This window comes from Erwinia typographi, from assembly GCF_000773975.1.
Taxonomy (GTDB): Bacteria; Pseudomonadota; Gammaproteobacteria; order Enterobacterales; family Enterobacteriaceae; genus Erwinia; species Erwinia typographi.
In genome coordinates this window covers 220,015-244,194 of record NZ_JRUQ01000062.1, presented here as the reverse complement: position 1 = coordinate 244,194, position 24,180 = coordinate 220,015, and the positions used below count along the sequence as shown (strand labels likewise).

The window sequence follows — 24,180 nt, the reverse complement described above, 5'->3', positions numbered from 1 at the left end:
TCAAGACGCAGGAGATCAGGATGAAACGTGCATTTATTATGGTGCTTGATTCCTTTGGAATCGGCTCCAGCAGGGACGCCGACAAGTTCGGCGACAAAGGCTCTGACACCCTCGGACACATTGCCGAAGCGTGTTTCAGAGGCGAAGCCGACAAAGGACGTAAAGGGCCGCTGCATCTGCCGAACCTTACCGCGTTAGGGTTAGGTAAAGCGGCGGAAGAGTCGACCGGGAAATTCCCGCCGGGCCTCGACAAAAACGCTGAAATTATTGGTGCTTACGCTTACGCCAGCGAGCTTTCCTCCGGAAAAGACACGCCGTCAGGCCATTGGGAAATTGCCGGCGTTCCGGTGCTGTTCGACTGGGGCTACTTTACTGATAATGAGAACAGCTTCCCGCAGGAACTGCTGGATTTGCTGGTGGAAAAGGCCGATCTGCCCGGTTATCTGGGCAACTGCCACGCGTCCGGCACGGTGATCCTCGATCGGCTGGGCGAAGAGCACATGAAAACCGGCAAGCCGATTTTCTACACCTCGGCGGACTCGGTATTCCAGATTGCCTGTCATGAAGAGACCTTTGGTCTGGATCGTCTCTACAAGCTGTGTGAGATCGCCCGCGAGGTGCTGACCGAGGGCGGTTACAACATCGGCCGCGTGATTGCGCGCCCGTTCGTTGGGGATAAGGCCGGGCACTTCGAGCGTACCGGCAACCGTCACGATCTCGCGGTTGAGCCGCCTTCGCCGACTATCCTGAAAAAACTGGTGGATGAGCAGCACGGCCAGGTGATTTCCGTCGGGAAAATTGCCGATATTTATGCGCAGGTCGGCATTACCAAAAAAGTGAAGGCTACCGGGCTGGATGCGCTGTTTGACGCCACCATTGCAGAGATGAAGATTGCGCCGGACAACAGCATTGTCTTTACCAACTTTGTTGATTTCGACTCCACCTGGGGCCATCGTCGTGATATCGCTGGCTATGCCGGAGGGCTGGAACTGTTTGACCGCCGCCTGCCGGAACTGATGGCGCTGGTGAAAGAGGGCGATATCCTGATCCTTACCGCCGATCACGGCTGCGATCCCAGCTGGGAAGGCACTGAGCACACCCGTGAGCACATTCCGGTGCTGATCTATGGCCCTGGCGTCAAACCCGGCTCGCTGGGTTACCGTGATACCTTCGCCGATATTGGCCAGACCGTAGCGAACTATTTTGGCCTTTCCGATATGGAATACGGCAAAAGCATGTTGTAATCAGCGAAACGTAACCGGCCGGCGTGTTGACGTCGGCAAGACTTTAATAAGGATAGAAAATGGCTACGCCTCATATTAATGCAGAAATGGGTGATTTCGCTGACGTAGTGCTGATGCCGGGCGATCCGCTGCGCGCTAAGCACATCGCGGAAACCTTCCTGCAGGACGCGGTAGAAGTGAACAACGTGCGCGGAATGCTGGGCTATACCGGCACTTATAAGGGCCGCAAAATCTCGGTGATGGGTCACGGCATGGGCATTCCTTCCTGCTCAATCTATGCTAAAGAGCTGATCACGGATTTTGGCGTGAAGAAGATCATTCGCGTCGGCTCCTGCGGCGCGGTGCGTTCAGACGTTAAGCTGCGCGACGTGGTGATCGGCATGGGCGCGTCGACCGATTCTAAAGTGAACCGTATGCGCTTTAAGGATCACGACTTCGCGGCAATTGCCGATTTCGAGATGGTGCGTAACGCCGTTGATGCGGCTAAAGCGCTGGGTGTTGACGCGCGCGTGGGCAATATTTTCTCGGCCGACCTGTTCTATACGCCTGACCCGCAGATGTTTGACGTGATGGAGAAATACGGCATCCTCGGCGTGGAAATGGAAGCTGCTGGCATCTACGGCGTCGCGGCAGAGTTCGGTGCGAAAGCGCTGGCCATCTGTACCGTTTCCGACCATATCCGCAGCGGTGAGCAAACTACCTCGGCAGAGCGCCAGACCACCTTCAGCGAGATGATTAAAATCGCGCTGGAATCGGTGCTGCTGGGCGACAAAGCCTGATTCACCCCGTTTTGCTGGCCGGGCAACCCGGCCAGCAGTAAAAATCCTGCAAAGCAATCTCTTCAGTATCTATTCATATTTAGCGCGTTTCTCATGCATATTTCCTTTATTTTCACTTAATTAAGTGATATTTATCTATTCAGTTATCTATTCATTAATCTATTCACTATGGCCGATTTAAGCTCGCTGTTGCTGCACGGTCCGCTGGATGCGGCCACCTTAACTGCCCGTCTGGGAATCAGCCAGGCCACGCTTTCGCGCCTGATTTCTGCCGATCCTCAGGTGCTGAAATATGGCCGCGCGCGCGCAACGCGCTACGCGCTGCTGCGACCGCTGCGTGAAGAGAGCCGCTTTCCTTTATGGCAAATCGACGAGCAAGGCGTGGCCAGTAAGGCCGGGCAGCTTTACAGCGTCTGGCCTGCGGGCAGCTGCGTAGTGGAAGATCGCCATCAGAACCTGCGCTATTTTGACGGCTTGCCGTGGTATCTGAACGACATGCGGCCGCAGGGATTTCTGGGGCGGGCGTGGGGGCGTGAGTGTGCTATCGAACTTGCGCTGCCGGAGGATATCCGCCAGTGGAATGATGACCACTGCCTGATCGCCCTGACGGCGAGAGGCAGCGACGTATCGGGCAACTTGCTGATTGGCCAGCAAAGCTATCAGCGCTGGCTGCGGCAGCCTGCGCTGGTGCCCATTGCTCCCGAACAAAAGCAGGATCTTTATCCTGAAATGGCGAAGAGAGTGCTGGCAGGAGAAGAAGTCGGATCGTCGGCCGGTGGCGAACAGCCCAAATTCGTTTGCTACGCTGCACAAGATGACAACAGTCAGGCTCAGGTGCTGGTCAAATTCACCCCGGAGCGCCGCAACGAAAACAGCCAGCGCTGGTGCGATCTGTTGAGGGCTGAAGCGCTGGCGCTGCACATGCTCCAGCAGGAGGGGCTTCACGCTGCGGACGCCAGCATTCTCACCGGGCAGCAGGGACAACTGTTTCTGGAGGTCGTCAGGTTCGACCGTATTGGTCAAAGCGGCAGAAAAAGCCTGGTTTCACTTGAGTCGGTGCAGGGGGAATTTACCGGCAGTCACGCCCGCTGGCCGCAGGCGCTGAGTGAGTTGCTTAGCCAGAAAAAAATCACGGCGGAGGATGCGGCTCGCGGCACGCTTCAGTGGGCGTTTGGCCGCCTGATCGCCAATGGCGATATGCATGGCGGAAATCTGTCCTTTTTTCTGACCTCGCCGACGCTAACCCTGACGCCCACCTATGACATGCTGCCGATGAGCTTTGCTCCCAACAGCGCTGGCTATATGCGCGATCGGCCGCCAGTCATTGAGCTGGACAGCACGATTGGGCGCGAAGTCTGGCAGAGAGCGTTAAGCATGGCGCAGCGATACTGGCAGGCCATTGCGGAGGGCGAAGCCTGGAGCGACGATTTCCGGCGGCTGGCGAGAGAGATGGGGCAGGCGCTACAGGAGCTTGCCCCACAGATCGAAAGGATGGCCTGATTAAGGTTTATTGGGCTGCGGCGTGGCCTCTTCGCCGCTGTCGTCGTCTTCCTTCACCGGATTATTCGCGGTCAGCAGGAAAGGCGACTGCTGCCAGCGGGTGCGGCGGTCGCGCAGCAGGGTACGGCTCAGAATGATGCCGATAGCCAGCGCCAGCAGCATCATCAGGCGCAAAATGTTGGTGGTGTTATCCACCTGCTTGGACTCGGTGACCAGCACATGCGTATCCAGCGTCACGCGCAGAAAGCCAACCGGCCCATCCGGGCCGTCCAGCGGCTGCACCAGTTGGTGATTGAAGTAGCTGCCGGCGCGATGCCCGTCCAGCGCCAGGCGGTCGCGTACGTTAATGGTTTCGCCGCTGTGGGCCAGCAGCGTGCCGTTATCATCATAGACGGAGGCGTCGAGGATGCGGCTCTCGCTGGTCAACTGAGTAATAACATCAACAATTTTTTGGTGACTGTCATCGCTGTGTTCCATCAGCGGCGTCAGGCTGAAGGCCACTTGCCGCGTCAGCGTACGCGCCAGCTCGTCTACCTGTTCGGAACGCGCCATCTGATGGCCGAGGCTGAACCACGACGCGCCCTGCATCAGCACCACCAGCAAGGTGAGGCAGATCAGCACGATGGCCGTACGATGCAGACGAAATTTAAGTTTGGCCTTTGCCATCTTTACCCTTCACACTTTATGTACGAACCAACGTTCGTATCGATGCTTTATGTTGCCAGAAGCGGGGCTGACAAGGTAGCCTCTTGCGTGGTTAATATGTCCCTACAGGAGCTGTAATGCCAAATAGTCTGACCTGGTGCGACCTGCCTTCCGATGTCTCTCTCTGGCCGGGTTTACCTCTTTCCCTCAGCGGCGATGAAGTGATGCCGCTGGATTATCGTGCCGGCCGCACCGGCTGGCTTCTGTACGGACGCGAGCTGAATAAAGACCGCCTGACGGCGCTTCAGCGCCAGCTCGGCGCGGCGATGGTGATTGTCAGCGCCTGGCGCGTTGAGGAATATCACGTTGTTCGCCTTGCCGGGACGCTTACCGCACGGGCTACGCAGCTGGCGCACGACGCCGGTCTGGACGTTGCGCCGCTGGGGAAAATCCCGCATCTGAAGACGCCGGGGCTGCTGGTTATGGATATGGACTCCACCGCGATTAAAATTGAGTGCATTGATGAGATCGCCCGGCTGGCCGGCAGCGGTGACATGGTGGCGGAAGTCACCGAGCGGGCGATGCGCGGCGAGCTGGATTTTACCGCCAGCCTGCGTCAGCGCGTAGCAACGCTGAAAGGCGCCGATGCCAGTATCCTTGCTAAAGTCCGTGACGAACTGCCGCTGATGCCTGGCCTGACCGAACTGGTGCATAAGCTCCAGGCGCTGGGGTGGCATGTGGCGATCGCTTCAGGTGGGTTTACCTATTTTGCCGAGTACCTGCGCGATAAATTGCATCTGTCGGCGGTTGCCGCCAACGTGCTGGAAATTCGCGACGGCAAGCTGACCGGCGAAGTTCTCGGCGATATCGTCGATGCCAGATACAAGGCGGATATGCTGCTGAAGCTGGCGACGCGCTTTGAAATTGCGCCAGAGCAGACCGTGGCGATCGGCGACGGCGCCAACGACCTGCCGATGATTAAGGCCGCCGCGCTGGGCATTGCCTATCACGCTAAGCCAAAGGTGAATGAGCAGGCTGAAGTGATGGTCCGCCATGCGGATTTAATGGGGCTGTTCTGTATTCTGAGCGGCAGCCTGATCTTTGATGAGCGTTAAGGGGTAGATTTGGCCAAAGCGGCAAAGCGCGCCTTTGTTTGTAATGAATGCGGCGCCGATTATCCTCGCTGGCAGGGGCAATGCAGCGCCTGCCAGGCGTGGAACACCATTACCGAAGTGCGTCTGGCGGCTTCGCCGACCGTGGCGCGCAACGAGCGTCTCTCCGGCTATGCGGGCAGCGCGGGCCCCAGCAAGGTGCAGAAGCTCTCCGAAATCAGCCTGGAAGCGTTACCGCGCTTCTCCACCGGGTTCAAAGAGTTTGACCGCGTGCTGGGCGGCGGCGTGGTGCCCGGCAGTGCGATCCTGATCGGCGGCAACCCCGGTGCCGGGAAAAGTACGCTGCTGCTGCAAACCCTGTGCAAGCTGGCCGAAGGGATGAAAACCCTTTATGTCACCGGCGAAGAGTCGTTGCAGCAGGTGGCGATGCGCGCGCACCGTTTAGGTCTGCCGACAGAAAACCTCAATATGCTGTCGGAAACCAGCATCGAGCAGATCTGCCTGATCGCCGAGCAGGAAGAGCCAAGGCTGATGGTGATCGACTCGATCCAGGTGATGCATATAGCCGATATCCAGTCCTCGCCCGGCAGCGTGGCGCAGGTGCGCGAAACTGCTGCTTACCTTACCCGCTTTGCGAAAACACGCGGCGTGGCGATCGTGATGGTGGGCCATGTGACCAAAGACGGATCGCTGGCCGGGCCAAAGGTGCTTGAGCACTGTATAGACTGCTCGGTGCTGCTGGACGGCGACGCGGACTCGCGCTTTCGTACGCTTCGCAGCCACAAAAACCGCTTCGGCGCGGTCAACGAGCTGGGCGTGTTTGCCATGACCGAGCAGGGGCTGCGCGAAGTTAGCAACCCTTCCGCCATTTTCCTCAGCCGGGGAGAAGAGGTGACCTCCGGCAGCTCGGTGATGGTGCTGTGGGAAGGAACGCGACCGCTGCTGGTTGAGATTCAGGCGCTGGTGGATCACTCGATGATGGGCAACCCGAGGCGCGTAGCGGTAGGGCTTGAGCAGAACCGTCTGGCGATCCTGCTGGCGGTGCTGCACCGCCACGGCGGCCTGCAAATGGCCGATCAGGACGTGTTTGTTAACGTGGTTGGCGGCGTCAAGGTGACGGAAACCAGTGCGGATTTAGCCTTAATGCTGTCGATGGTTTCCAGCCTGCGCGACCGTCCTTTGCCGCAGGATCTGGTGGTATTTGGCGAGGTTGGGCTGGCCGGAGAGATCCGTCCGGTGCCGAGCGGGCAGGAGCGTATTTCCGAAGCCGCTAAGCATGGCTTCCGTCGCGCCATCGTGCCGGCCGCCAACGTGCCGAAAAAGCCGCCGGAAAATATGAAGGTCTACGGTGTGAAAAAGCTGGCCGATGCGCTGGCAATCCTGGATGATTTGTAACGCAAGGGGCCGCAAATGTCGCCATTCGATTATCTCAAATCCGCTATTCGCCAGCAGGGCTGCACCTTGCAGCAGGTGGCGGACGCCAGCGGTATGACTAAAGGCTATCTCAGCCAGCTACTTAACGCCAAAATCAAAAGTCCCAGCGCGCAGAAACTGGAAGCGCTGCACCGTTTTCTCGGGCTGGAGTTTCCCCGTCGCGAAAAGACCATTGGCGTAGTGTTCGGTAAATTTTATCCCCTGCATACCGGGCATATTTATCTGATTCAGCGCGCCTGTAGCCAGGTTGATGAGCTGCATATCATTATGGGCTACGATGAGCCGCGCGACCGCCAGCTGTTTGAAGCCAGCGCCATGTCGCAGCAGCCGACGGTGAGCGACCGGCTGCGCTGGCTGCTGCAAACCTTTAAATACCAGAAAAATATCCGTATTCACTCCTTTAACGAGGAGGGCATGGAGCCCTATCCGCACGGCTGGGACGTCTGGAGCCGCGGTATTAACGGCTTTATGGAACACCACGGCATCATGCCGAACCGGGTTTACACCAGCGAAGAGTTCGATGCGCCGCAGTATCAGCAACATCTGGGGATTGAGGCGGTTGTTATTGACCCTGGCCGTTCGTTTATGAGCATCAGCGGCGCGCAGATCCGTCACGATCCGTTCCGCTACTGGGAATACATCCCTACCGAGGTGAAACCCTTCTTCGTGCGCACGGTAGCGATTCTTGGCGGCGAGTCGAGCGGAAAGTCAACGCTGGTCAACAAGCTGGCGAATATCTTTAATACCACCAGCGCGTGGGAATTTGGTCGCGATTACGTCTTCTCACACCTCGGCGGCGATGAGATGGCGCTACAGTATTCCGACTACGATAAAATTGCCCTCGGTCAGGCGCAATACATTGATTTCGCAGTTAAATATGCCAACAAAGTGGCGTTTATCGATACCGACTTTGTCACCACCCAGGCGTTTTGTAAGAAATATGAAGGCCGCGAGCACCCGTTTGTGCAGGCGCTGATCGATGAGTATCGTTTTGACCTGGTGATCCTGGTGGAAAACAACGTGCCCTGGGTTGCCGACGGCTTGCGCAGCCTGGGAAGCTCGGTGGACCGCAAAGAGTTCCAGGCGCTGCTGGTGTCGATGCTGGAAGAGAATCATATCCACTATGTGCACGTTGAGCAGGACAACTACGATGAGCGCTTCCTGCGCTGCGTGGAGCTGGTGAAGGAGATGCTGGGAGCCTGACGGCAAACGGTTCAGTCACTGCGCTCTGAACCGTTTGCCCGGCTGAAGCAATGGGTTAGTAAACCATCACGACCTTGCCGCGCATATGGCCTTCCAGCACCAGACGATGCGCCTCCGTCAGGGTTTCCACGCTCAGCCCGTGCAGGGTTTTGCTAAGCGAGCTGGTGACCTTGCCCTCGTCGAGCAGTTTGGCGGTAGCCGTCAGAATTTCCCCCTGCTGAGCGATATCCGGGGTGGTGTACATGCTGCGCGTGTACATAAATTCAAAGTGTAGCGAGGCGCTTTTCAGCTTCAGCTCGTTCATCTCCAGCGGCTTTTCATTTTCCACGATGGTGCAGATATGTCCCTGCGGGGCGATCAGCTTAGCCATCGCTTCCCAGTGCCCGTCGGTGTCATTCAGGCAGAAGATGTAGTCCACCTGCTTAAGCCCGTGTTTCGCCAGTTCGCCAGCCATATCTTTATAATCGATGACCAGGTCAGCGCCGCGATCCTTACACCACTGCACCGAGTCCGGGCGAGAGGCGGTGGCAATAACCTGCACTTTGCTGCGCAGTTTGGCGAACGGAATAGCCAGCGATCCCACACCGCCAGCGCCGCCGACGATCAACAGCGTTTTACCTTCTTCCGCTTTATCAAGCTGTAGGCGGTCGAACAGGCCTTCCCAGGCCGTCAGGGCGGTCAGCGGGATCGCCGCCGATGCAGCCCAGTCCAGCGAAGTGGGTTTATGGCCGGTAATGCGCGCGTCGATCAGTTGATGGGTGGTGTTACTCCCCGGGCGAGTGATGTCTCCGGCATAATACACTTCATCACCGGCTTTGAAGCCGTTGACCTTACTGCCCACTTCCAGCACCACGCCGCTGGCATCCCAACCCAAAATTCGCGGGTGCTGCAGGCCATTTTTCTGTGCGCCTTTGTGCACCTTGGTATCGACCGGATTGACCGAGGCGGCCTTAACGTCGACCAGCAGATCGTATTCGCCCGGCGTCGGGCGCTCCGGCTGGATTTCAATAAACTGTTGGGGCTTTTCTGGATTGATTGCAATCGCTTTGATAGTCATAGCGCATCTCCTTTAAGTTGTGGTATTCAGTGTAGAACTTCAGTTAGCTAATGATAAGCCGTACAATAAATAACGAAGCGTTCGTTTCAGGTGAACAATCATGTTTAAACAGCTGCAAGAGATGGCCCTGTTTGCGCTGGTAGCGGAGTGCGGTAGCTTCACCGGGGCAGCAAAACGGGCAGGATTACCCAAATCCAGCGTCAGCCAGCGCGTCAGTCACCTTGAGCACTCTCTGGGGCTGCGCCTGATCAATCGCACTACCAGACAACTGAACCTGACTTTTGCCGGTGAACGTTATCTGGTTCATTGCCAGGAGATGATGCAGGCCAGCGAACGGGCCAATATGGCGATTCAGCGCCTGCGGGATAATCCCAGCGGGCGGCTACGCATCACCTCACCGGCGGGAATTGGGGCCACGCTACTGGCGCGCTTCAACTCTGCTTTTCAACAGGAGTATCCGGACGTGACGCTGGAGGTTTCGGTGTCGGATGAGGTGCGGGATCTGGTGCAGGATGGCTATGACGTGGCGCTGCGCACCGGCCAGCCGCAGGATTCATCGTTGATTGGGCGGCGCATCGGCTACTGTGAGCGGCTGCTGGTGGCGTCAAAGGGCTATCTTGAACTGCATGATGAACTCACCCATCCTCAGCAGTTGGCCGGGCATCGCTGCATCGCTCACCGGGCGTGGAGTGAATGGCTGCTCAAACGTGAAGAGGAGTACTACCGCTGGCTGCTGCCGCCAATCCATATGACCGATAATCTGGTCTATGCGCGCGAGTGTGCGCTGGGCGGTGCGGGTATTACGCTGCTGCCGAAGTTTCTCACCGGAGATCTTTTGTCAAACGGCGGCTTAGTACAGGTGTTGCCGGAGTGGCAGGTGGAAGGCAACGAGCTGTGGCTGGTCTACCCAAGCCGCAAGCTGAACTCGCCAGCGCTGGCGCGCTTTATTGATTACGCGTTACAGTCGCCCGTCTTTCGTGAGTTCTACCAGTAAAGGCCGGGAGCAGGTATTCGCCCGGCGCGATGGTATGCTATAAAACCTGCAAAAGAAGAGGGCGGATTTCTCCGCCCTCAGCCTGTTACTTAGCCATACGCTTGTACTTGATGCGTTTTGGCTCCAGCGCTTCCGCGCCCAGCGTACGCTTCTTGTACTCTTCGTATTCGGTGAAGTTACCTTCGAAGAACTCGATCTTGCCCTCATCCTGGTAGTCGAGGATGTGAGTCGCGATGCGGTCAAGGAACCAGCGGTCATGCGAGATAACCATCGCGCAGCCCGGAAACTCCAGCAGGGCATTTTCCAGCGCGCGCAGGGTTTCAATGTCCAGATCGTTGGTCGGTTCATCGAGCAGCAGCATGTTGCCGCCAACCTGCAACAGCTTAGCCAGATGCAGACGTCCACGCTCACCGCCGGACAGCTCGCCAACGCGTTTGCCCTGGTCCACGCCCTTGAAGTTAAAGCGTCCCACGTAGGCACGGCTTGGCATCTCGGTGTTGCCAATTCGCATAATGTCCTGGCCGCCGGAGACTTCTTCCCAGACCGTTTTGCTGTTATCCATGCTGTCGCGGAACTGATCGACAGAGGCCAGCTTGACGGTATCGCCCAGCACAATGCTGCCGGAATCAGGCGCTTCCTGCCCTGACATCATGCGGAACAGCGTGGATTTACCGGCGCCGTTCGGGCCGATAATCCCCACAATCGCGCCTTTCGGCACCGAGAAGGAGAGATCGTCAATCAGCAGGCGGTCACCGTAGGACTTGCGCAGATTGCTCACTTCCACCACTTTATCGCCCAGCCGGGCGCCTGGCGGAATAAACAGTTCGTTGGTCTCGTTGCGCTTCTGGTATTCGGTATTGTTCAGCTCTTCAAAACGCGCCAGACGGGCTTTGCCCTTCGACTGACGGCCTTTAGCGCCCTGGCGAACCCACTCCAACTCTTTCTCAATGGATTTGCGGCGGGCCGCTTCGCTTGACGCTTCCTGCGCCAGACGCGCATCCTTCTGCTCCAGCCAGGAAGAGTAGTTCCCTTCCCACGGAATGCCTTCGCCGCGGTCCAGCTCAAGTATCCAGCCCGCGACGTTATCAAGGAAGTAGCGGTCGTGGGTAATGGCTACCACGGTGCCTTCGAAATCGTGCAGGAAGCGTTCCAGCCACGCCACGGACTCTGCGTCCAGGTGGTTGGTTGGTTCGTCCAGCAGCAGCATGTCAGGTTTTTCCAGCAGCAGGCGGCACAGCGCCACGCGGCGGCGCTCGCCACCGGACAGGTTCGCCACTTTCGCCTCCCAGTCGGGCAGGCGCAGCGCATCGGCAGCACGTTCCAGCTGGGTATTCAGGTTGTGGCCGTCGTGCGCCTGGATAATCTCTTCAAGCCTGCCCTGTTCAGCGGCCAGCTTATCGAAGTCGGCGTCTTCTTCCGCATACAGCGCGTAAACTTCATCAAGCCGCTTCAGCGCGCCAACCACTTCCGACAGGGCTTCCTCAACGGATTCACGGACGGTGTGCTCCATGTTCAGCTGCGGTTCCTGCGGCAGATAACCAATTTTCAGCCCCGGCTGCGGACGCGCTTCCCCTTCGATATCTTTATCGATGCCAGCCATGATGCGCAGCAGGGTGGATTTACCTGCGCCATTCAGACCGAGCACGCCGATTTTGGCGCCCGGGAAGAAGCTCAGGGAGATATTTTTCAGGATATGGCGCTTCGGCGGAACCACTTTGCCGACGCGATGCATACTATAGACGAATTGAGCCACGTAGGATGAGCCTCTTGGTGTCTGTGGGTAAATTGGAGCAGCGGGTGCCCACTCAGATGACGAAGTTTAGCTGGTTTCCAGCGGTAATCACAGCCGTACCCTGCGGATTATCCCGAACTGACGGGATTTCCGCGATTACCGTTTGATTTTTGAGCCAGCCATCTTATGCTGAATTTTTTGCCTTACAAAGCAGGGAGGTAACGATGAAAGTATTGATAGCCGCGGAAGAAAACGCCTGGGGCGGCATGATCCAGCAGTTTCGCCATACGCTGCCAGACATCGAGTTTACCGCTTCCGCAGGCCACGCCGCCGAAAGCCTGGCCGGTTTTGACGCGTTAATCCCCGGTATGGCGAAAGTCACCGCTGAACTGTTGAAAACCGCCGACAGGCTGAAGCTGATCCAGCAGGCGGGCGCCGGGCTGGAAGGCGTCGACCTGGCCAGTGCGAAGGCGCACGGCGTTCAGGTCGCCAACGTGCCGTCCGATCGCTCAGGCAATGCCGATTCGGTCGCCGAACTGGGGATCTGGATGATGATTGGCCTGGCGCGCAGAGCCAGAGACATTCCTGAGATGATGGCGACCCGTCAGCTTGGCCTGCCGGTTGGCATGGGGCTGATGGGCAAAACTGTCGGGCTGGTTGGGTTGGGCGGCATTGGTAAAGCGCTGGCAAAAAGGCTGGCGCCGTTTGGGGTTCGTCTGATTGGGGTCAAACGCACCGCCGATCGGGCGTTTGCCAAAGAGCATCAGCTGGACTGGCTGGGCAATATGGAGCACCTGCCTGCGCTGCTGAATGACGCTGACTTTGTAATCCTCAGCCTGCCTGATAACGCCTCCACGCGGAATATTATTGATGAAACCGCGCTGGCGCAGATGAAGCCGGGCAGCTTTCTGATCAACCTTGGGCGCGGGGGATTAATTGAGAAACAGGCGCTGCTGGCGGCGCTGGAGGTGGGTCATCTGGCGGGAGCGGGGCTTGACGTGTTCTGGCAGGAGCCGCCCGATCCCGACGATGTGCTGTTCCAGCACAACGTCATCGCCACCCCGCATATCGGCGGCGTGACGGACACCTCGCTGAACGGTAACGTGGCGGGCGTTTGTGAAAACCTCCGACGCCTGCGGGATGGGGAAGCGATCCTTAACCGCTGGGCCTGAGTAGGCAGCGGCAGGCCGCTAGCGTGCTTTCCGGCTCGCCAGCAGCTCAACGCCCAGCTGGCCGAGCTTTTGCGCCAGCTCTTTCGGCGGCGCTTCGTCGCTGATTAGCATCTCAAAGGCGTGAAGGTCGCCGATGCGTGCCGGCAGCACTTTGCCAAACTTGCTGCTGTCAGCCACCAGAATCTTGTGGCTGGCGCGCTGCATTGCCTGATGCTTCATCGGCAGCTCGTTGAGGTTGTAGCAGGTGGCGCCCTGAGCGGCATCAATCCCCGCCGCAGAGATAAACGCTTTGCCGGGGCACAGGCTGTCCATCACCGAACCGTGACCCAGCGGCGTGAAGCTGGCGTTATCGGCATGGAACTCGCCGCCGTTGAGGATAACCTGGCAGGCGGGCTTCTCCTTCAGCGCCAGGAAAGTGTTCATCGCGCAGCAGATAGCGGTAAACGCCAGTTCGTTATCGATGGCGTCAACGATCCACGGCATCGTAGTGCCGCAGTCAAAAAACACCGTATCGCCTGGCTCAATCAGCGAGGCGGCCAGTTGCCCCAGCTGCCGCTTTTTTTCAACGTTTTGCGCCTGTTGATCGGAGACGAAGTAGTGGCCCTGATTGCTTTTAGGATCGCTGACAATGTATCCCCCCAGCAGCACCACTGCCGAAGGCTGCTCGTTGAGATCGCGCCGGATGGTCATTTCAGAAACGCCCAGCAGGCGCGCTGCGTCTCGCAGATGGATTTTATCGGTTCGCTTAAGCGCCTTAGTCAGCTTGTTTACGCGCTCGTCGCGCCGGGTTTCCATGGTCAGTCACTCCTGATAAGACGGTTAATATCCCTCGCCCGACGGGCTGTCGCCCTTAACGATGGCGACGCCGGAGCTGGTGCCGATGCGGCTGGCTCCTGCCCGGATCATGCTGTCTGCCGTCTGGCGATCGCGCACGGCGCCAGAGGCTTTCACCGCCACCTCCGGGCCTGCGGCGCTGCGCATCAGGCGCACATGCTCTTCGCGCGCGCCGCCGGTGCTGAAGCCGGTGGAGGTTTTGACAAAGGCGACCTTCAGGTCGCGACAAATTTCACAAATTTGAATGATTTGCGCGTCGCTGAGCAGGCAGGTTTCTAATATTACCTTCAATGGGATGGGGCCGCAAACCTCGCGCACGGCCTGGATATCGGCGCGGACGGCCTGTACCTCGCCGCTGTGCAGCCAGCCGATGTTAATCACCATATCAATCTCCTGCGCGCCAGCGTCAATGGCCGCCTTCGCCTCAAACGCTTTTGCGCTGGTCAGTCCCGCACCGAGTGGAAAACCGATGACGGAACAAACCTTGACCTCGCTGCCTGCCAGACGCTTCGCCGCCAGCGGCACGTAGCCTGAATTGACGCAGACAGCATAGAAGCGGTGGGTGACGGCTTCGTCACACAGCGTTGTAATCTGCTGGCTGGTCGCGTTGGCGGCCAGCAGCGTGTGATCGATATAGCGGGCGTAGTCCGGGTTTTGCACGGTGATTTCCTCAACAGATTAGGTTTTTTGTTAAAATAATAACATTTCTGTCCCGGCGTCAATCAGCAATTACCCTCTGGTTGTGACGATTTTAAGCCTGAGACGGTTGTCACAAAAATAACATGATGAGATTGTTATTGTTATTTTTACAACATTTAATGGCTGGAATTTATACGGGGGAAACGTCATGGATATTGCCGTCATTGGCTCCAATATGGTCGATCTGATCACCTATACCAATACGATGCCAAAGGCCGGTGAAACCCTTGAGGCTGAGGATTTCGCGCTGGGCTGCGGTGGAAAAGGGGCCAACCAGGCCGTTGCGGCAGCGAAGCTGGGTGCAGACGTGATGATGGTCAGCAAGGTAGGGGAAGACCTGTTCGCAGAGAACACGGTAAAGAATTTACAGCAGTACGGCGTGGATACTCGCTTCGTCAGCGTTGCGCCGGGCACCTCCAGCGGCGTTGCGCCGATTTTTGTCGATGATCAGTCGCAGAACCGCATTTTGATTATCAAAGGCGCGAACGCCCAGCTGTCGCCAGCTGACATTGATGCGGCGGCAGAGGATCTGAGGCGCTGCAAGCTGCTGGTGCTTCAACTGGAGATCCCGCTGCCGACGGTCTATTACGCGATTGATTTTGCCCGCCAGCACGGAATTTCGCTGATCCTCAACCCTGCACCCGCCGTCGCCGAACTGGATATTGATTACGCCTGCCAGTGCGATTTCTTTATGCCTAACGAAACCGAGCTGGAAATCCTCACCGGTCTGCCGGTAAGCAGCGAAGAAGAGGTGCTGCGGGCTGGTCAGATGCTGCTGGGACGCGGCCTTAAGAATCTGATTATCACCCTTGGCAGCCGGGGTTCAGTGTGGATGCGCGACGATGCGGTTCACCGCGTCAGCCCGACACCGGTCAACGCCGTTGATACCAGCGGAGCAGGGGACGCCTTTATCGGCTGCTTTGCCCACTTCCTGGTTCAGCATGGCGACGTGGCGCAGGCTATGCAGTCTGCCTCCGCCTACGCCGCCTGTAGCGTCACCGGGCGAGGGACTCAGCGTTCTTATCCCGATGCCGATACCTTCCACCGTTTTCTCAACGATTAACTGAGGATTCGCTATGCAACAGAACATCGTCCAGCAGCCTGACGGCTATTTAAATAAGACTCCGCTGTTCCAGTTTATTTTACTTTCCTGCCTGTTCCCGCTGTGGGGCTGCGCGGCCAGCCTGAATGATATTTTGATCACCCAGTTCAAAAGCGTGTTTGCCCTGAGCGACTTTGCCAGCGCGCTGGTGCAGAGCGCCTTCTACGGCGGCTATTTTTTAATTGCCATTCCGGCTTCGCTGGTGATCCGCAGCAGCAGCTATAAGATCGCGATACTGCTGGGACTGGCGCTGTACATTGCTGGCTGCGTGCTGTTCTATCCCGCGTCGCATATGGCAACCTACACCATGTTCCTGGCGGCGATCTTCGCCATTGCCATCGGCCTGAGCTTCCTGGAAACCGCCGCGAATACCTACAGCTCGATGATTGGGCATCGCGACCATGCCACGCTGCGGCTTAACGTCAGCCAGACGTTCTACCCGGTTGGCGCGCTGATGGGGATTGTTCTGGGCAAATATCTGGTGTTTCAGAATGGCGACAGCCTGCACAGCCAGATGGCGGGAATGGACGCAGGGCAGCTCCACCAGTTCCGCCTGACGATGCTGGAGCACACGCTGGCGCCTTACAAGTATCTGGTGATGGTGCTGGTGGTGGTCATGGTGCTGTTCCTGCTGACTCGTTACCCGCACTGCAAGCCGCTAAGCAACGAAAAAAAGCGTCCGGGCCTGGGCGAAACCTTCAGCTATCTGGCGAAGAACCGCCACTTCCGGCGCGGCATCATGGCTCAGTTCCTTTACGTCGGGATGCAGGTCGCCGTCTGGTCGTTCACCATTCGTCTGGCTCTGAATCTGGGCGCGGTGAATGAGCGTCATGCCTCGAACTTTATGATTTACAGCTTTATCTGCTTCTTTATCGGGAAGTTTGTCGCCAATTTCCTGATGACGCGCTTTCGGGCGGAGAAGGTGCTGATCGCCTATTCGATTGTCGGTGTGGCAACCCTGGCCTGGGTCATGCTGATGCCTAACTTTACGGCGGTCTATGCCGCGGTGTTTGTCAGCGTGCTGTTTGGACCCTGCTGGGCAACGATCTACGCCGGGACGCTCTCTACCGTTGATAACAAATACACCGAGGTCGCCGGGGCATTTATCGTGATGTCGATTGTAGGCGCGGCCTTTGTTCCTGCCTTGCAGGGGCTGGTGTCGGATCGTCTTGGCTCCATGCAGTTAGCCTTTGGCGTCTCCCTGATTTGCTTTGCCTGGGTGGGCTTTTACTTCTGGGGCGAACTGCGCCACAAAAAACAGCCCGTCGCCAGCGGTCGTCTGGTTGAGGAGGCACGATGAAAACCACGCTGCCGCTTGTCCCCGCGCTGTTCGGCGAAACGCCGCGCACCCTGCTGGACAACGCGAGTTTTCGCATTGAGCTGTTTCGCTACCCCTCAGGGATTGAGGCGGTGCGGATGGAAAACAGCCGGGGCTATGTGATTATACTGCCCTTTTACGGTCAGATGGTTTGGGATGCGGTATTTGACGGGCACCGGCTGACGATGGGCAGCGGCTTTAAACAGCCTCTGCCGGGTAAGGACATTATCGATACCTATGGCTGTTTCGCTTTCCATTCCGGGCTGCTGGCGAATGGCTGTCCGGGGGAAGGCGATGTTCATGCGCTGCACGGCGAGATGGCCTGCGCCAGACTGGACAGCGCCTGGATCGTGCTGGAGGAACAGGGCGTTGCGTTGCAGGGCCAGCTGGAGTACATCAAGGGATTTGGTCATCACTACCGGGCGATGCCTGGCGTGACGCTGCTGGCCGGGCGGCCAAGGCTGCGTATCGAGATGTCGGTCACCAACCTTTCCGGCTCGACTATGCCGTTGCAGTACATGTGCCATATGAATTATGCCTATGTGGCAAACGGCAGCTTCAGTCAGAGCATCCCGGAGACGGCTTTCCAACTGCGCACCTCAATACCAGGCCACGTACATCCCACGCCGGGTTGGCTGGCCTACACCCGTCAGCTCCAGGCTGAGCCCCAACGCTTCGGCAGCCTGACACAGCCGGAGATGTACGATCCGGAAATTGTCTTTTTTGCCGATAATCTGGCGCAGTACGGTGACCGCGCGACCTTCACCCTGAGTTCGCCCGCAGGGTACGCATTTAGCACCACCTTTGATACCGGACAGTTTAACTTTGCTACGCGCTGGATCCTGCATAACAGCGATCAGCAGGTAGCGGCGTTTGTCCTGCCCGCGACCTGCCGGCCAGAGGGCTTTTCCGCCGCCAGGCGGGCCGGAACGCTGCTTACCCTTGAAGCAGGCGAACAGCGGCACTTCTCGGTGGAAACCGGACTGGCAGAACAGTAACACGCTGTCGCCAGCTTATTCGACGGCTTGCATCAGGCCGGAAGCCGTCGAATAAGCCCGACGCGGAGAGCGTGAGTCGCGATCAGATGGCCACCAGTCCTCTTACGCCATCGGCCTCCATGCTCTCGCCCCGGCCACGCTGGACGATCTCGCCTCTGGACATCACCAGATAGCTGTCGGCCAGCTCGGCGGCGAAGTCGTAGAACTGCTCAACCAGCAATATAGCCATATCGCCGCGCTGGGCGAGCTGACGGATAACGGCGCCAATCTCCTTGATGACCGAAGGCTGGATGCCCTCGGTTGGCTCGTCCAGAATCAGCAGCTGCGGTTTGCAGGCCAGCGCGCGGCCAATCGCCAACTGCTGCTGCTGTCCGCCGGAAAGGTCGCCGCCGCGCCTTTGCTTCATCTCTTTCAGCACCGGGAACAGCCGGTAGATCTCTTCCGGCACCTGTTTAGCTTCGGCGCCGGAAAAGCGCGCCAGCCCCATGAGCAGATTCTCTTCTACCGTTAGCCGGGGGAAGATTTCTCGTCCCTGCGGCACATAGGCAATGCCAGCCTGTACGCGCTGGTGGGGCTTGCGGCCGTTGAGCAGGGTATCCTGCCAGCGAATGGTGCCGGACTTCGCCGGGATCAGGCCCATCAGGCATTTCAGCAGGGTCGTTTTTCCTACCCCGTTGCGCCCCAGCAGGCAGGTAATTTCGCCCGGTTTTGCCTCGAAGGAGAGGCCGCGCAGGATGTGGCTGCCGCCGTAATACTGATTAAGTTCTGCAACCTGTAACATGTTAGCGCCCCAGATAGACTTCGATAACCTGCTCGTTGGCCTGCACTTCGCGCAGCGAGCCCTCGGCCAGTACCTGGCCCTGATGCAGTACCGTCACATGGTCGGCAATGGTTTCGACAAAGCCCATATCATGCTCCACCACCATCAGCGAATGTTGACCGGCCAGGCTGCGAAACAGCTCGGCGGTATACTCCGTTTCGGCATCGGTCATTCCGGCCGCAGGCTCGTCCAGCAGCAGCAGATGCGGGTCCTGTACCAGCAGCATCCCAATCTCAAGAAACTGCTTTTGGCCGTGAGAAAGCAGGCCAGCCGGACGGAAACGCTCCGGGCCCAGCCGCAGCAGCTTCAGGACTTCATCAATCCGATCCTGCTGCTCGCCGTTCAGCCTGCTGCGCAGGCAGGCCCAGACGGATTTGTCGGTTTTCAGCGCGATTTCCAGGTTTTCAAACACCGTCAGCACTTCGAACACCGTTGGCTTCTGGAACTTGCGCCCGATACCGATGCGCGCGATCTCCACCGGCGACAGCGAGGTGAGGTCGGTGCTCTGGTCGTACATCACCCGGCCGTTGTCCGGTCGCGTTTTGCCGGTGATCACATCCATCAGCGTGGTTTTCCCCGCGCCGTTCGGGCCGATCACGCAGCGCAGTTCGCCGACGCCTATCTCCAGCGAGAGATTGGTCAGCGCCTTAAAGCCGTCAAAGGAGACATTGATATTGTCCAGCAGCAGCACCGGATCGCTGCGATCGCGGTGGCGGTCAGCCGGGTGCGGCTGGGTAAACAGGGGTTCAGTCATGCTTCCTCCGGCGAATCAGCCCAATCACGCCGCGCGGCAGGAACAGGGTTACAAGGATAAACATCAGGCCCAGGAAGAACAGCCAGTATTCCGGGAAGGCGACGGTAAACCAGCTTTTCGCGCCGTTAACGATCCCTGCGCCGAGCAGCGGGCCAATCAGCGTACCGCGGCCGCCCAGCGCCACCCAGATCGCCGCCTCAATGGAGTTGGTCGGCGACATCTCACTGGGGTTGATGATGCCCACCTGAGGCACGTAGAGCGCCCCGGCCAGGCCGCACAGCACCGCTGACAGCGTCCAGACAAACAGCTTAAATCCCTTCGGATCGTAGCCGCAGAACATCAGGCGGTTTTCCGCATCGCGCACCGCCGTCAGCACGCGGCCAAACTTACTGCGGGCGAGGGCAAAACCGATCCCAAGGCTGGCGACCAGCAGCAGTACGGTGGCGGCGAACAGGCCGATGCGGGTGCTGGTGGCGGTCACCGGGAAGCCCAGCAGCGTAGTGAAGCCGGTAAAGCCGTTGTTGCCGCCGAAGCCGGTTTCATTGCGGAAGAACAGCAGCATTCCTGCGTAGGTCAGAGCCTGGGTCATGATCGAGAAGTAAACGCCGCGTATTTTTGAACGGAAAGCGAACCAGCCGAAAACCAGCGCCAGTACGCCCGGCACCAGCATCACCAGGCAAAGCGCCCAGGCAAAGTGCTGCGTCCCGGCCCAGAACCACGGCAGCTCGTTCCACGACAGGAAGGACATAAACGCCGGCAGGCCTTCCCCTGACGCCTGGCGCATTAAGTACATGCCCATCGCGTAGCCGCCAAGCGCAAAGAACAGGCCGTGGCCCAGCGAGAGCAGCCCGGCATAGCCCCAGACCAGGTCCAGCGCCACGGCGACAACGGCGTAACAGAGGATCTTGCCAATCAACGTCAGCGTATAGGTAGAGAGGGCCAGCGGGTTATCCGCAGGCAGCAGCGCCAGGAAAGGCAGCACCAGCAACAGCAGTAACACCAGCAGGCCGATGCCAAGGCTGAGGCGCGGCGCTTTCTGCGCGAGGGTTAGCGTCATGGGTTGCGTCATCAGTCAATCACCCTTCCTTTAAAGGCAAACAGTCCCTGAGGCCGTTTCTGAATAAACAGGACGATCAGCACCAGAATCAGGATCTTGCCCAGCACCGCGCCAATCTGCGGCTCCAGCACTTTGTTGAGCAGCCCCAGCCCGAAAGCGGCCACTACCGTTCCCGCCAGCTGGCCGACGCCGCCGGTCACCACCACCAGGAACGAATCAATGATGTAGCCCTGGCCCAGCTCCGGGCCGACGTTGCCAAGCTGCGACAGCGCCACGCCGCCCAGACCGGCAATGCCCGAGCCAAGGCCAAACGCCAGCATATCCACCCGGCCGGTTGGTACGCCGCAGCAGTCCGCCATTGCGCGGTTTTGCGTCACGGCCCGCACGTTCATGCCCAGCCGGGTCTTGTTCAGCAGCAGCCAGGTGAGGAACAGCACGCCGAAGACAAAGACGATCACCGCGAGGCGGTTATACGGCAGCACCAGGTTCGGCAGAACCTGAAGGCCGCCGGAGAGCCACGGTGGGTTCGCCACCTCAAGGTTTTGCGCCCCGAACAGCACGCGCACCAGTTGGATCAGCATCAGGCTGATGCCCCAGGTAGCGAGCAGCGTTTCCAGCGGGCGGCCATAAAGATGACGAATGACGGTGCGTTCCAGCGCCATGCCGATAGCGGCGGTCACGAAAAAGGCCACCGGCAACGCCAGCAGCGGATAGAACGCCAGCCACTCAGGCGCGAAACGCTGGAACAGCGTCTGTACCATCCAGGTTGAATAGGCGCCGAGCATGAGCATTTCGCCGTGGGCCATGTTGATCACGCCCAGCAGGCCGTAAGTGATAGCCAGGCCAAGCGCAGCCAGCAGCAGCACGGAGCCGAGCGACAGGCCGGTGAAGGCCTGACCGAGGAAGTCCCCCAGCATCAGGCGATGCTTGATCTGCTTTAAGCCGTCGGCAGCGGCGGCGCGGACCGTCGCATCAGGCTCATTCTGCGGCTGTGTTAAGCGGTCGAGCGTCGCCTGCGTCTGCGGATCGCTGGTTTCGCCCAGCAGCTTCACCGCCTGAAGGCGAATCTGCGGGCTGGCGTCGGCAATTTGCAGACCAGCTACGGCCTGCGCCAGCACGGCATGTACGCCGCTGTCCTGCTCCGCCGCCAGGCGCCTGGTCAGCAGCGGCAGCTGGTCAGCCTGAGCGTCATTTTGCAGCGCGCGGGCGGCGTTCAGGCGGGTGGCAACGTCGTCGCTCACCAGCTGATGGGCGGCCAGCGTGGTGGCAATCATCACCCGCAGGCGGTTATTCATAAACAGCTTTTTGGTGCTGCCAGCGGGCTGAGCCGCGCTGTCCAGCGGCGTGAGCTTGCCGTCAGCCTCACTGAACGGCTGTTTGTTCTCATCAAGCACCACGTTCTCTTTACGCAGCGCCTTAAGGAAAGGCAGGCGGGCAGGATCGGGCGTTGCCGCCCAGGCCTGCAATAATTTGATTTGGTCTGTCCGGCTGGCCGACGCAAAGTCCGCTGCCGGCCCGGCAAAGGCAGCCAGCGGAGCCAGCAGGCACAGCGCAAGGAGCAGCGTAATAAAAGGGCGAATCGTCATAGCAAAGCCCGTCCAGGTCAGGGTTACAGAAAGCGGGCCGGAGCACCGGCCCTAACAGAGTAAAATGTGCCGGGCGGATCTTTTCGCCCTGGCGGCTAAGCGGGCGAAAAGATCCGCCCGCCTTCACGATTACTGCGTTGATTTCACTGGATGATCGGGTTTTTTGTCGTTGCCAGCGATGAACGGGCTCCACGGCTGCGCGCGAACCGGCTTGTCGGTCTGCCAGACCACGTTGAACTGACCATTGTCTTCGATTTCGCCAATCATCACCGGTTTGTGCAGGTGGTGGTTAGTTTTATCCATGGTCAGCGTGAAGCCATCCGGCGCCTTGAAGGTCTGTCCGGCCATGGCGTCGCGCACTTTATCCACGTCGGTGGTGCCCGCTTTTTCTACGGCCTGTGCCCACATATGGATACCGACATAGGTCGCTTCCATCGGATCGTTGGTGACCGCCGTGGCCGCGTTCGGCAGGTTATGCGCTTTGGCCCAGGCGCGGTAATCCGCAACAAACTTCTTATTCACCGGGTTATCAACCGATTCGAAGTAGTTCCAGGCAGCCAGGTTGCCTACCAGCGGCTTGGTATCAATGCCGCGCAGCTCTTCTTCACCTACGGAGAAGGCGACAACCGGAACGTCGGTGGCCTTAAGGCCCTGGTTAGCCAGCTCTTTGTAGAACGGCACGTTTGAGTCGCCGTTGATGGTGGAGATCACCGCCGTTTTACCGCCGGCGGAGAATTTCTTGATGTTCGATACGATGGTCTGGTAATCGCTGTAGCCGAATGGCGTGTACACCTCTTCGATATCGCTATCCTTCACGCCCTTAGAGTGCAGGAACGCGCGCAGGATTTTGTTGGTGGTGCGCGGATAAACATAGTCGGTGCCGAGCAGGAAGAAGCGTTTTGCGCTGCCGCCATCTTCGCTCATCAAATATTCCACCGCCGGGATCGCCTGCTGGTTAGGTGCGGCGCCGGTGTAGAACACGTTTGGCGACATCTCTTCGCCTTCATACTGCACCGGATAGAACAGCAGGCCGTTCAGCTCCTCAAACACCGGCAGCACGGATTTGCGCGACACGGAGGTCCAGCAGCCAAACACCACGGCGGCTTTATCCTGGGTCAGCAGCTGGCGGGCTTTCTCGGCAAACAGCGGCCAGTTTGACGCCGGGTCGACAACCACCGGCTCCAGCTTTTTGCCCAGTACGCCGCCTTTGGCGTTGATCTCATCAATGGTCATCAGCGCGACATCCTTCAGCGGCGTTTCGGAGATGGCCATCGTGCCTGACAGCGAGGAAAGAATGCCTACTTTAATGGTGTCCGCAGCCTGCGCACCCCAAGATAATCCCATACTGACCACCGTGGCCGATAGCGCAAAAGCCTTAAGCAGTGAACGTCTTTTCATCTGGCGAACCCTCAAAAGTTTTGTTGTTTATAGTGATGAATCCGGTTGAAGCCTTGCCTGCTGGAGCATGTGAAGTGTGATCTTTCTGACCTCGGCCTTACTCACCGAAATGTGGGCGGTCAGAATACGCTGGGCCTCCTCAGTGTGTTGTTGTAATACCGCCAGCAAAATCTGGGCGTGTTCGTTATAGGTAGCCTCAATGCGATCCTCGCGGGTAAAGTCGAGACGGCGGATAATACGTATTTTTTCCGTCAGTTCGGCATGAATGCGGGCCATTTCGCTGTTGCCAGCGGCGGCCACAATTGCCATATGGAATGCCTCGTCGCGCAGCGACACCGCTTTGCCGTCCTCCAGGCGAGGTGAGTCCACCCAGAAGCGCTGCAGCTCGGTCAGCAGCTCGCTGGCACGCCCCTGAGGCATACTGCACAGGCGGCGCACGGCTTCGCATTCCAGCACGATCCTTAAATCGTAAAGCTCCTCGAAGTATTCGAAATCGAACTGGCGTACCTGCCAGCCGCTGCGAAAATAGACTTCGACATAGCCTTCACGCTCAAGCCAGAACAGCGCCTGCCGCACCGGCGTGCGGCTGACCTCCATCCTCCCGGCCATTTCGCTTTCGCTGAAGCGATCGCCCGGCATCAGGCGAAAATCGAAAATGTCGTTTTTGATCGTCTGGTAGACTTTTTCGGCCAGCGCTTCCGGCCTGGCCTTGCCGCGTTTCGGCTGATATTCCTGCATCCCT

22 protein-coding genes are annotated in these 24,180 nt (G+C 58.6%); 11 read left to right on the top strand and 11 right to left on the bottom strand.

Features of this window, described 5'->3' with window-relative positions; genetic code table 11:
- The first annotated feature begins 20 nt into the window (after positions 1-20).
- From deoB to yjjJ, 3 genes are all read left to right on the top strand, one after another.
- Positions 21-1,244 carry a phosphopentomutase gene (gene deoB / locus NG99_RS22175; protein ID WP_034897865.1) on the top strand — a complete coding sequence of 408 codons (1,224 nt, stop codon included), beginning with the start codon at positions 21-23 and terminating at the stop codon, positions 1,242-1,244.
- Positions 1,245-1,303: 59 nt separating this feature from the next.
- The gene (gene deoD / locus NG99_RS22170; RefSeq protein WP_034897864.1) at positions 1,304-2,023 is read left to right on the top strand and encodes a purine-nucleoside phosphorylase; all 720 of its coding nucleotides are present in this window, start codon (positions 1,304-1,306) and stop codon (positions 2,021-2,023) included.
- 168 nt (positions 2,024-2,191) lie between these two features.
- A complete protein-coding gene (yjjJ, locus tag NG99_RS22165; RefSeq protein ID WP_034897863.1) occupies positions 2,192-3,523 on the top strand; it encodes a type II toxin-antitoxin system HipA family toxin YjjJ in 1,332 nt (443 codons plus the stop codon).
- On the opposite strand, the gene NG99_RS22160 is transcribed toward yjjJ, so the two are convergent.
- Positions 3,524-4,189 carry a YtjB family periplasmic protein gene (locus tag NG99_RS22160; RefSeq protein ID WP_034897861.1) on the bottom strand — a complete coding sequence of 222 codons (666 nt, stop codon included), beginning with the start codon at positions 4,187-4,189 and terminating at the stop codon, positions 3,524-3,526. It lies immediately after the preceding gene.
- 116 nt (positions 4,190-4,305) lie between these two features.
- On the opposite strand from NG99_RS22160, the gene serB reads away from it, so the two are divergent.
- From serB to nadR, 3 genes are read left to right on the top strand one after another with little or no spacing between them, the layout of a single operon-like run.
- On the top strand, positions 4,306-5,283 hold the full coding sequence (gene serB / locus NG99_RS22155; RefSeq protein ID WP_034897859.1) for a phosphoserine phosphatase: 978 nt from the start codon (positions 4,306-4,308) through the stop codon (positions 5,281-5,283).
- Positions 5,284-5,292: 9 nt separating this feature from the next.
- Positions 5,293-6,675, top strand: a complete 1,383-nt coding sequence (radA, locus tag NG99_RS22150) for a DNA repair protein RadA (RefSeq protein ID WP_034897856.1) — start codon at positions 5,293-5,295, stop codon at positions 6,673-6,675.
- A gap of 15 nt (positions 6,676-6,690) precedes the next feature.
- Positions 6,691-7,917, top strand: a complete 1,227-nt coding sequence (gene nadR, locus NG99_RS22145; protein ID WP_034897854.1) for a multifunctional transcriptional regulator/nicotinamide-nucleotide adenylyltransferase/ribosylnicotinamide kinase NadR — start codon at positions 6,691-6,693, stop codon at positions 7,915-7,917.
- Between the two features lie 55 nt (positions 7,918-7,972).
- Here nadR and NG99_RS22140 read toward each other — a convergent pair whose 3' ends face one another.
- A complete protein-coding gene (locus NG99_RS22140) occupies positions 7,973-8,974 on the bottom strand; it encodes a zinc-binding alcohol dehydrogenase family protein (protein ID WP_034897852.1) in 1,002 nt (333 codons plus the stop codon).
- 97 nt (positions 8,975-9,071) lie between these two features.
- On the opposite strand from NG99_RS22140, the gene NG99_RS22135 reads away from it, so the two are divergent.
- A complete protein-coding gene (locus tag NG99_RS22135; RefSeq protein WP_034897850.1) occupies positions 9,072-9,968 on the top strand; it encodes a LysR family transcriptional regulator in 897 nt (298 codons plus the stop codon).
- Positions 9,969-10,053: 85 nt separating this feature from the next.
- Here the strand turns inward: NG99_RS22135 and ettA are convergent, their stop codons facing one another.
- A complete protein-coding gene (gene ettA, locus NG99_RS22130) occupies positions 10,054-11,721 on the bottom strand; it encodes an energy-dependent translational throttle protein EttA (protein WP_034897848.1) in 1,668 nt (555 codons plus the stop codon).
- Between the two features lie 203 nt (positions 11,722-11,924).
- On the opposite strand from ettA, the gene NG99_RS22125 reads away from it, so the two are divergent.
- Complete coding sequence (locus tag NG99_RS22125) at positions 11,925-12,872, top strand: 2-hydroxyacid dehydrogenase (protein WP_034897846.1); 948 nt, start codon at positions 11,925-11,927, stop codon at positions 12,870-12,872.
- A gap of 18 nt (positions 12,873-12,890) precedes the next feature.
- Here the strand turns inward: NG99_RS22125 and deoR are convergent, their stop codons facing one another.
- Both deoR and deoC read right to left on the bottom strand, forming a co-directional pair.
- Positions 12,891-13,667 (bottom strand): DNA-binding transcriptional repressor DeoR, encoded by a 777-nt coding sequence (gene deoR / locus NG99_RS22120; protein WP_034897844.1) that lies wholly within the window; start codon positions 13,665-13,667, stop codon positions 12,891-12,893.
- A gap of 24 nt (positions 13,668-13,691) precedes the next feature.
- Complete coding sequence (gene deoC / locus NG99_RS22115) at positions 13,692-14,372, bottom strand: deoxyribose-phosphate aldolase (protein WP_034897842.1); 681 nt, start codon at positions 14,370-14,372, stop codon at positions 13,692-13,694.
- A gap of 181 nt (positions 14,373-14,553) precedes the next feature.
- On the opposite strand from deoC, the gene rbsK reads away from it, so the two are divergent.
- Genes rbsK through NG99_RS22100 form a run of 3 tightly spaced genes read left to right on the top strand, consistent with a single transcriptional unit; the run spans position 14,554 to position 17,823 of the window.
- Positions 14,554-15,468 carry a ribokinase gene (gene rbsK / locus NG99_RS22110; protein WP_034897839.1) on the top strand — a complete coding sequence of 305 codons (915 nt, stop codon included), beginning with the start codon at positions 14,554-14,556 and terminating at the stop codon, positions 15,466-15,468.
- Positions 15,469-15,481: 13 nt separating this feature from the next.
- Positions 15,482-16,807 carry an L-fucose:H+ symporter permease gene (gene fucP / locus NG99_RS22105; RefSeq protein WP_034897837.1) on the top strand — a complete coding sequence of 442 codons (1,326 nt, stop codon included), beginning with the start codon at positions 15,482-15,484 and terminating at the stop codon, positions 16,805-16,807.
- A complete protein-coding gene (locus tag NG99_RS22100) occupies positions 16,804-17,823 on the top strand; it encodes an aldose 1-epimerase family protein (RefSeq protein WP_034897834.1) in 1,020 nt (339 codons plus the stop codon). Before fucP ends, NG99_RS22100 begins: the two co-directional genes overlap by 4 nt.
- Before the next feature lie 82 nt (positions 17,824-17,905).
- Here the strand turns inward: NG99_RS22100 and urtE are convergent, their stop codons facing one another.
- From urtE to NG99_RS22070, 6 genes are all read right to left on the bottom strand, one after another.
- A complete protein-coding gene (gene urtE / locus NG99_RS22095) occupies positions 17,906-18,604 on the bottom strand; it encodes an urea ABC transporter ATP-binding subunit UrtE (protein WP_034897832.1) in 699 nt (232 codons plus the stop codon).
- Position 18,605: 1 nt separating this feature from the next.
- Positions 18,606-19,397, bottom strand: a complete 792-nt coding sequence (gene urtD / locus NG99_RS22090) for an urea ABC transporter ATP-binding protein UrtD (RefSeq protein ID WP_034897829.1) — start codon at positions 19,395-19,397, stop codon at positions 18,606-18,608.
- On the bottom strand, positions 19,390-20,466 hold the full coding sequence (gene urtC, locus NG99_RS22085) for an urea ABC transporter permease subunit UrtC (RefSeq protein WP_034897826.1): 1,077 nt from the start codon (positions 20,464-20,466) through the stop codon (positions 19,390-19,392). The genes urtD and urtC overlap by 8 nt, the downstream gene beginning before the upstream one ends.
- Positions 20,466-22,040, bottom strand: a complete 1,575-nt coding sequence (urtB, locus tag NG99_RS22080; RefSeq protein ID WP_034897824.1) for an urea ABC transporter permease subunit UrtB — start codon at positions 22,038-22,040, stop codon at positions 20,466-20,468. Before urtB ends, urtC begins: the two co-directional genes overlap by 1 nt.
- Positions 22,041-22,169: 129 nt before the next feature.
- Complete coding sequence (gene urtA / locus NG99_RS22075) at positions 22,170-23,438, bottom strand: urea ABC transporter substrate-binding protein (protein ID WP_034897821.1); 1,269 nt, start codon at positions 23,436-23,438, stop codon at positions 22,170-22,172.
- A gap of 27 nt (positions 23,439-23,465) precedes the next feature.
- The gene (locus tag NG99_RS22070; protein ID WP_034897819.1) at positions 23,466-24,176 is read right to left on the bottom strand and encodes a GntR family transcriptional regulator; all 711 of its coding nucleotides are present in this window, start codon (positions 24,174-24,176) and stop codon (positions 23,466-23,468) included.
- Between the last annotated feature and the right edge of the window lie 4 nt (positions 24,177-24,180).